Origin of the sequence: uncultured Alloprevotella sp. (genome assembly GCF_963536905.1) — a bacterium.
GTDB lineage: Bacteria > Bacteroidota > Bacteroidia > Bacteroidales > Bacteroidaceae > Alloprevotella.
This window is the reverse complement of sequence record NZ_CAUTBW010000002.1, coordinates 94,635-103,662: the sequence shown is the minus strand read 5'-3', so window position 1 is coordinate 103,662 and position 9,028 is coordinate 94,635. Positions and strand designations below refer to the sequence as shown.

Sequence of the window (9,028 nt, the reverse complement as noted above, 5' to 3'; positions counted from 1 at the left end):
CCTCGTTTCTCGGTTGCGGATGCAAAAGTACTACGAGTTTTTGGAATAGCAAAGCATATACACTACTTTTTTTGAAAAAAGTTTCAAATCGGAGCTTTACTGGGAGAAAACCGTGAGGAGATCTGAGGAAAAGTGAGGGATTATTGAGAAAAGAACGAGGAGGTATGGTGGGAGTGATCGGGCGGAGCGGAGGGATTGATATCCTCTATTATATATAGGAGTGGTGGGTGGCTGTTCTTGATGAGTAGATAGATTTTATCAAGAATGTTCTTACTTTTTCTCGTTGGAGAAGGGCGTAAATTTGGAAAGTCGCAGGAAATAGGGAGAAGTTGAAGGGGCTTGGGCGTCATTACAATAAGGATATCGGCCGACACAATAAGGCTGTGAGCGGACAGGCTTATGGGAGCGGCGAATACAATAAGGAAAATGACCGAGAGATGAAGAGGCTTTTTAGGGAAAAGAGTGCAGGAAAAGAGGATTTACGTTAAAGATTGCAGTTTTTCTGGTGGTTTTGTAAACTTTTGGGCGAGTGTAGATGATGAGAAAGTATGGATTTTCAGGAAGGAAGAGGACGTTTTGATTTTTCCAGACGGCAATCAGCAGCAAGATTCTGTCAAGTTTTGAGAACATTTGATAAAGAGCGGCAAAGAAGAGAAGGCCAACGAGGCGGGCTTATTGAAATGATTAAAAGAAAATAAGAGTACAAGGAAGAATACAGAAGAAGAATAAAACGCAGTAACGAAAAGAAGGCATAGAAGAATGGGGCTGAGCTGGCAAAGAAAAAAGGTGGAAAGAGAGACCTTGCCCACTTTCCACCTTTCTTATTATATATATGAGTTAGAGACTGAGATTATTTCCGAAGTTTGCCAAGCAGCCCACTTCCTAGTTTTTGCGTTTTCCGCTCTTGGGCATAACCGTAGCCATAACCATAACCATATTGACCATAACCGTAACCATAGCCGTAGCCATACCCCTTCTTACGCGATTTAGCGTCTGAATCGTTAAGTATAAGGCAGAGATTGCGCATCTTCTTATCTTGATACATTTTTTCAAGCTCGGGAAGGAAAGCCTTCTCTTGCATGCCCACACGCATCACATAGAGAGTTAAATCGGCCACACGATCAACGATGCTCGCATCTGCAACACCAAAGATTGGAGTAGTATCAAAAATTATGAAGTCATATTGCTCACGCGCTACAGCCACCAACTCTTCCAGACGATCACTCATTAGCAATTCAGCAGGATTGGGCGGTAAGATACCAGCCGGCAAGAAGTCAACGCCCTTCGTAAGACTATCCTTCACCACGATATCCTCCAGGCGCGTTTGATTATCAACATCGACAAGCCAAGAAGTGAGTCCCGCAGTACGACCGAAGTCGCTCGAAAGCGTACGCTTACGAATATCCGCGTCAATCAAGAGAACACGTTTGTTTGCCATAGCAAAGACAACAGAGAGGTTGCGCGAGATAAAACTCTTACCATGGTGTGGCGTCGTAGACGTAAGAACCATCACCTTTGCCGTACGGCGCACGAAGCTCAGACTGAAGCGCAACATACGGAAAGCCTCAACGATAGGATCGTTTGCCGCACAATGAGTGATAAGTGCATCTTCCGAAGGCGACTCCCAACGAGGTAATTCTCCCACAATCGGTGCCGTAACAACACCTTCAACATCCTGACGACCAGAAATAGTGACATCGAAAAGTTCGCGCAGCCAAAGAACCACTGCAGGTATTATCAAACCTATCAGGAAGGCGATGAACATGATTACCACCTTGCGTGGTGAGACAGGAGACGAAGGACCCAGCGGATTTTCTACCATACGAACATTGGCTTCATTGATGGCCAACTGAAGAGCCACCTCCTCGCGCTTGTTCAGCAAGTAAGTATACAGAGTTTCTTTGAGATTCTGCTGCCGCTGAATATCGAGTGCTTTTCTAGCAGCCTGAGGAGCGTTGTTTACTTGCCCCATCAGCGAGTTTTCATTACTCCGCGCTGCATTAGCCTGCATCTCCACAGAGCGCACATAACTGCGAACAGAAGAAAGAATGCTTGTGCGCTGTGATGCCAACTGCTTATCGAGATCGCGCACTAAAGGCGATTGCTCACTAGAGTTAGCTGCATTTTTATTGCGCTCATTCATCAACTGATTGTAGGCATCAATCTGGCCATTGAAGGTAGCTTTCTCCAGATTGATGGCAGGGATAATCTGGTGTTCATTGGAATTGTTCTGAAGAAATTCTTGCAGATAGCGCGCCACAGAAAGTTGCGTTTCAAGCTGCAAAGCCTGCTGACGAGCATCAGCACTCTGTGCTGTCATGGCTCCTGCCGCTTCTTGGAAATCTATCACACTATTCTGCTGCTTGAAGGACGCCAAGCGATTTTCCACGTTTGTCAGTTCCTGCCCAATAAGCATCACACGCTTATCAATAAAGTTGGCTGTACTTGAAGCCACTCTATTTTTATTGTCAACAACATCCTGTTTGTACAACTCATAGACCGCGTTGAGCAAGTCCTCAGCCCGTGCAGTATTTATATCTTGCACTGAAAGCACCACGAGAGATGTCTCCTTGTCGTAGGCACTTGCAGAAATCTTATCCTTATATATTTTTGCCGCCATCTGAACAGGCATCTGAGATATCTCGATGGCCTTATTTTCAGGAAAGCGCGAGAAAAGCGTAGTCTTATTGATTTGCAGATTTCCTATAGGCGTTTTCACCACAGTACCAGGGCGCACACTAAGATGCTCCTTAAACATTTTCTTTTTCCCCGTTGTTCCATTAAAACGAACGAAGTTGGAAAGCTTCACAGTACCATCGCTCTGAATCTTCGCCTCGAAATTTATAAGATCTTCGGTTTTTCTCTGGAAAGCAATCTCAAAGGGACGATCCGTATAAAGCGCCACGGAATGAAGTCCCGCGCTCGTCGTGTAATCCACGTCAAGCCCCAGACTATCTACAACGCGCGTCATGAGTCGCTCAGAGGTAAGAATAAACATCTCATTCTTGAGATTGTCTCCAACACTGATACCATTGAGTTGCATCAATGTATTGAGTCCGTTATTACGCGAACTGCGCGACATTCCCCCACTGTTGTCATTGTCGTTATCCTCGAAAAGAATGACAGCTTGACGCTGGTAGACGCGAGGTTTACGAGCCTGATAGATATAGCCTAACACGAGGCAGAGCGCCACAGAGAGAAGAAACCATTTAAGATTAGCGAGGAACAGTGCCCAGCACATTTTGAACAAGGGAATAAGTTGAATATCCTCTTCCTTATTCTTATTTTGAACGCTTCCAGACATTATTTATAGTTTTCTTTAGAGAAAATTGCATTTACACATTTGAGCCACAAAATTAAATAAAGGTTTCCAACCGCACAAAAATATCACTTGTATTTTCCCTTTTTCCCAACAAATGATAGGGTATAAAACACAAAAACGCCACAAAAATACAGAACACACATCTAAACAAAAATCGCCGCAAGCCCCGCCGAGATACATTTTCCTTTATTAAAGAAAGGCGTAAGTTTGTCATATTTATAAATTATTTAGTATGTTTGCCCCATAAAATACATATTTTATGACCTCTATTTTGATTATTTACACTGGTGGAACTATCGGAATGATAGAAAACCCCGTGACGGGCGCATTAGAAAACTTCGGATTTGATCGCTTCCAAAAGATGGTGCCAGAAGTGAACCGCATGGACTACTGCGTGAAGGCTTTTTCCTTCGATCCCCCTATTGACTCCAGTGACATGGACCCGAAGAATTGGATTGAGATAGCGAAAATAATCGACAAACACTACAACGACTTCGACGGCTTTGTTGTGCTTCACGGCACAGACACGATGGCCTACACCGCCTCAGCTCTGAGCTTCCTGCTGGAGGACTTGTCCAAGCCCGTTATTATCACCGGCTCGCAGTTGCCCATCGGACAGTTGCGCACCGACGGCAAAGAAAATCTCCTGACAAGCATAGAGATTGCCGCAGCCAAGAACCCCGACGGCACGCCTATAGTTCCCGAAGTCTGCATCTATTTCGACAGCCGACTGATGCGCGGCAATCGCACCACAAAGATAAATGCAGAAGGATTTAATGCTTTCCGCTCCTTCAACTATCCCTCATTGGCTCATGCAGGCATCAACATCAAATACGAACCGCACCTGATCTTGCAGCGCGACTTCTCCCGCCCACTCAAGCCGCACTACTTGATGGACGACCACGTCATGATTCTGACGATTTTCCCAGGCATACGTAAAGAATTCGTAGAGCATTTTCTCAGCGTTCCCAACCTTCGCGGCGTGGTGTTGAAGACTTTTGGCGCGGGCAACGCCCCACAAAAGCCGTGGCTCATTGATTGCCTAAAAAAATTGGACGATCAAGGCGTTGTGCTGGCCAATATCACGCAATGTTCCGAGGGGCGTGTGGAGATGCACCGTTATGAAACAGGTCTACAACTCCTGCAAGTTGGCGTGGTAAATGGCTACGACTCCACGCCCGAATCAATGCTAACAAAGCTCATGTTCCTTTTGGGGCACAACTACGACCGCGACACTATCCACAAGCTTATGAACACGAGCCTTTGCGGGGAAATCTCCATCTAATTCTTAGTGATGAAAAACCACACACAACAGCAACATTCTCACACGAAAAGGGCGTACCATCACGCATGGGATGCCCTCTTCGCTTTATCCTTTCTTTTCGCCCATCTCCTACTCACAGGTTGCGCTGGTAAGCAAGCCGAGACCATCCAAGGGGCGAAAGACGGCGGCATCCAGTATGCCCAACTCCTCAAGATAGAACACGCGGACAGTTTCACCGTTTGCGATGTCATGGACGCATGGAACAAAGGGCGAACACTTCACCGCTACATCCTCATCCCACGCTCCGCTCCGATGCCCACTCAATGTCCCAAAGGCACGGTTGTGCGCACTCCGCTGGAACGCGCCGTAGCGTTCACGAGTGTCCATGGGAGTTTACTTTGCGACCTTGGCGCGATGAAGCAGCTCTGCGGCGTGTGCGACTACGACTATATCATGCGCCCCGAACTGCGCCAGGCGGTGACCAACGGAAAGCTCGCAAACATGGGGATGTCCACCCAACCCGATTTGGAAAAGATGATAGCGAGCCATGCAGACGCTCTGCTTGTTTCGCCCTTTCAGAACGCCAGTTACGGCGGTATCGAAAAACTCAATATTCCTCTGATAGAATGCGCCGACTATATGGAAGCCACACCGCTGGGGCGAGCGGAATGGATACGCTTCTTCGGACTGCTCTTTGGACGAGAGGCCACGGCCGACAGTCTTTTCAAAATCGTGGAAAAGAACTACACCGAACTGACCGCAACGGTTCAAAAGACCACCACACGCCCCACGCTGCTCATCGACCAAAAGCAAGGCGGCGCATGGTATGTTCCTGGCGGCAAGAGCTATTTAGGTAGCCTCTACAAGGATGCAGGCGCCAACTATTGCTTCGCCAACAATGACGAGAGTGGTTCTGTATCTCTCTCGTTCGAAACCGTCTTCCAGAAAGCACATGCTGCCGACCTCTGGCTCATCAAGAGCGGCGGTCCAACGGATCTGACCTACAAACAGTTGCAACAAGACTTCGCCCCCAACGCTCAGTTCAAAGCGTTCCAAGAACACCATATTTGGTACTGTAACTCTATGAAAGTGCCCTATTTCGAGGAAGCTCCATTCCGCCCCGACTTCCTGCTGAAAGACCTCATCAAGATTTTCCATCCGGAAATACTGCCCGACTATCAAACGCGGTATTTCTTCCCGATGAAATAACCCTCTTTTCCCTCACCACTTATGCCCGACCAACCGACGCGCACCACCGACAGTACGTCTCCACAAAGAGATTCCCACGCCCACAGGATGCGCACCCTCTGGAATGCCGCAAGCGTGGGCCTACTCCTTTTGCTCACCACGGCCAATCTCTTTTGGGGTAGCATTGACCTACCAGCAGGCGAAGTGTGGCAGGCTCTGACGGGCAACGACACTACGAGCGCCACGGCTTTCATCGTCCTGCAATCGCGCCTACCAGCTTTGCTCACCGCTGCTATGGCAGGTGCTGCTCTGGCTGTGGCTGGCTTACTGCTACAAACCATTTTTGCCAATCCACTGGCCGACCCGAGCATTCTGGGCGTCAATAGTGGCGCAGGATTGGGCGTTGCCATCGCCATGCTTTTACTGGGCGGCACATTCACGGCTGGCGAACTCACACTGAGTGGCTTCCTGCTCACCGTGGTGGCTGCTTTCATAGGGGCCGCCGTAGTCATCGTACTTCTCCTCATCTTCAGTCGGCGGATGCCTGGAACGCTCACGCTGCTCATTGCGGGCGTGATGATTAGTTTCATCACCTCTTCTCTCATTTCGCTTCTCAGTTTCTACGCCACAGCGCAAGGCGTGCAGAGTTTCATGATTTGGGGACTGGGAAACTTCAGTGGGGTCACGCTGGAGCGACTCCCTCTCTTCGCCACCGTTATCCTGCTGACGCTCGCCGCCACCATCTTCATGGCCAAACCTCTAAATGCCCTCCTGTTGGGCGACAACTACGCGCAAAATCTGGGGACAAACGTAGTGGGCAGCCGCACCATCGTATTGCTGCTCACGGGACTTCTGACGGCTGTTGTCACAGCTCTATGCGGTCCTATCTCATTCATCGGACTGGCCGTACCTCATGCCGCGCGCCTCACATTGCGCACCAGCGATCACCATCGTCTTTTGCCTGCCACCATGATTTGGGGTGCCAACGTGGCGTTGCTTTGCAATGTCGTGAGTTTGCTACCTGGCGACCGCGGCACGCTACCCCTCAACACGCTCACGCCGTTGCTCGGTGTCCCGATGGTGTTTTATCTGCTGATGAGAAGGAGGTAATGGGGGAATGTGCTAATGTGCTAATGTGCTAATGAGACGCGAGCAAGCTCGCTAATGTGCTAATGGGGGAATGTGCTAATGTGCCAATGTGCTAATGGGGCGCGAGCAAGATCACTAATGTGCTAATGTGCTAATGAGTGAATGTGCTAATGTGCTAATGCGATGCGAGCAAGCTCGCTAATGTGCTAATGTGCTAATGAGTGAATGTGCTAATGAGCAGATACTGCTTACACTCACACAAACAAAAGAGAATCGGGTGTCTTTACAAGAAGTTTTTCAACACCTTAGTTTTGTAAACAGAATTCTTATTTTATAAGACTGAGAATCGCAAGAAAATCAGTCTTTCGATAATATTCTCACAACACCCTTCCTTTTGAAATACAGACAGAATACTGCAATCCGTCTATACAATAAGGCTATCGGTTAGCTTCCTTATTGCGTCAGCTGGCAGCCTTATTGCGTCAGTCGACACAATAAGGAGAAACACGAAAAGAACAGAACCAGTCAGGAGCATCTCTCTCCGCTTTTTCAAGAACATCCTTATTCCATCGACCACAATAGTAAAAATTGAACACTTTTATGGTTTTATTTTCTCACTCCTTCCTCATTTTTCCATCCAAAAAGATTCCGTCGCTCGCTATTTACATAAGTAGTATTGTCAAGAATAAAGGTAGTAAACGACCACACAAACACATCCCACAAACAGACTAAAAGTAGGCTTCAATCCACCAAAAACAACAAGGAAAAGAAGAAAATAAAAAAGAAGACAAAAGAAGGCCGATGATGCCTACAACAAGGAGTGGCGACAGACAGAAAAGGGAGAAAAAGAGTAGGAACTAAATTTGTATATACAATAAAAATAAGTAAATTTGCAACCTAATAGCTCCATCAGGACACAGAACTCCCCCAAGGAGCGAAGTTCTATAAATGTGAGCACTAAATAAATTACGCCGTGATAGAACCTTTTTTCCAGACACATGAGTACCTCGTCAGTCATTTGAAGACAGTAGTTCGTCGCACATTGATGGACAATATCGACTGGAGTTACCGCATGATAGCCATCCGTGGCCCACGAGGTGTTGGACGAACGAGCTTCTTACTCGAGTTTGCCAAGGAATTTTTCGATCCTCAACTGCACCAAGCCCTCTATATCAGTGCCAATAATTTCTACTTCCAAGGACGTGGCCTGCAAGAGCTCGTCCACGAATTTGTGGACCGTGGAGGGCAAGTGCTGATTATAGACCAAGCTTTCAAACTCCCCAACTGGAAAGACCAGCTGGTAGAGATATACCACGCCTACCCTTATCTGCGCGTTGTTTTCTCCACAACGAGCGTACATGGCGAAGGAGCAAATGCCAACCACGAGTTGGATCGCATCACACGCAGTTATGTGCTCCACGGCTTCTCTTTCCGCGAATACATCAACCAGCAGACAGGTCTCGAATTGGGAACTTACACCCTACCGCAGATTCTGGAAGGACATGAGACTATCCTCAAGGCCATCCTCCCAAAAGTACGTCCGCAGGAACATTTTCAGGACTATCTGCATCACGGTTACTACCCCTTCTACCTCGAAAACCGCAATTTCACCGAGGCCCTACTGAAGGCGATGAACAACATGATTGAAGTGGACGTTCTCTTCCGCAAACAAGTGGAGCTGAGCTATCTATCGAAGATCAAGAAGTTGCTCTATCTCCTGGCAGCCAACGGGGAGAACAACGCGCCCAACGTGTCGAAGCTGGCAGAGGAAATCCAAACGAGCCGTGCCACAGTGATGAACTATATCGAGTATCTCGAAGAGGCGCGCCTCATCAACACGATTTACCGAGAGGGCAATGAATATCCCAAAAAGCCTGCAGCCATCTATCTCCACGACTCCAATCTGGTGTATGGTATGCAAGCGCCAGGCATTACGACGCAGAACGTGATGGAGACATTCTTTGTGAACGTGATGTGGCGGCACCACAAAATCAACAGTACCCGCCGCGACGGCGTTTTCCTTATTGATGGTATCACCAACGTATGTGTATGCGACCGTTCACGCCGTGTGAAGAATGCCCCCAACACATATCTTGCCCGCTATCAGACAGAAGTGGGCCGCGACAACGAAATCCCCATTTGGTTGTTCGGCTTCCTCTATTAGT

The 9,028-nt window shown here is 47.9% G+C and carries 6 protein-coding genes; 5 read left to right on the top strand and 1 reads right to left on the bottom strand.

Annotated features, from left to right (window positions below; translation table 11 throughout):
* The first annotated feature begins 548 nt into the window (after positions 1-548).
* Positions 549-698, top strand: coding sequence for a hypothetical protein (locus ABLA33_RS00760; protein WP_347718852.1), 150 nt, complete (start codon positions 549-551; stop codon positions 696-698).
* Between the two features lie 152 nt (positions 699-850).
* On the opposite strand, the gene ABLA33_RS00755 is transcribed toward ABLA33_RS00760, so the two are convergent.
* A complete protein-coding gene (locus ABLA33_RS00755; RefSeq protein ID WP_347718851.1) occupies positions 851-3,304 on the bottom strand; it encodes a polysaccharide biosynthesis tyrosine autokinase in 2,454 nt (817 codons plus the stop codon).
* Between the two features lie 277 nt (positions 3,305-3,581).
* Here ABLA33_RS00755 and ABLA33_RS00750 point away from each other — a divergent pair, with 277 nt between their 5' ends.
* The 4 genes from ABLA33_RS00750 (at position 3,582) to ABLA33_RS00735 (ending at position 9,027) form a co-directional block, all read left to right on the top strand.
* The gene (locus tag ABLA33_RS00750; protein ID WP_347718850.1) at positions 3,582-4,607 is read left to right on the top strand and encodes a type I asparaginase; all 1,026 of its coding nucleotides are present in this window, start codon (positions 3,582-3,584) and stop codon (positions 4,605-4,607) included.
* A 9-nt stretch (positions 4,608-4,616) separates the two neighbouring features.
* Positions 4,617-5,795, top strand: a complete 1,179-nt coding sequence (locus ABLA33_RS00745; RefSeq protein ID WP_347718849.1) for an ABC transporter substrate-binding protein — start codon at positions 4,617-4,619, stop codon at positions 5,793-5,795.
* Positions 5,796-5,882: 87 nt separating this feature from the next.
* Entirely contained in the window at positions 5,883-6,884 is a 1,002-nt protein-coding gene (locus ABLA33_RS00740; protein WP_315091739.1) for an iron ABC transporter permease, read from the top strand.
* A gap of 955 nt (positions 6,885-7,839) precedes the next feature.
* Positions 7,840-9,027: an AAA family ATPase gene (locus ABLA33_RS00735; RefSeq protein WP_347718856.1), complete on the top strand. Its 1,188-nt coding sequence runs from the start codon at positions 7,840-7,842 to the stop codon at positions 9,025-9,027.
* The last annotated feature ends 1 nt before the right edge of the window (position 9,028 follow it).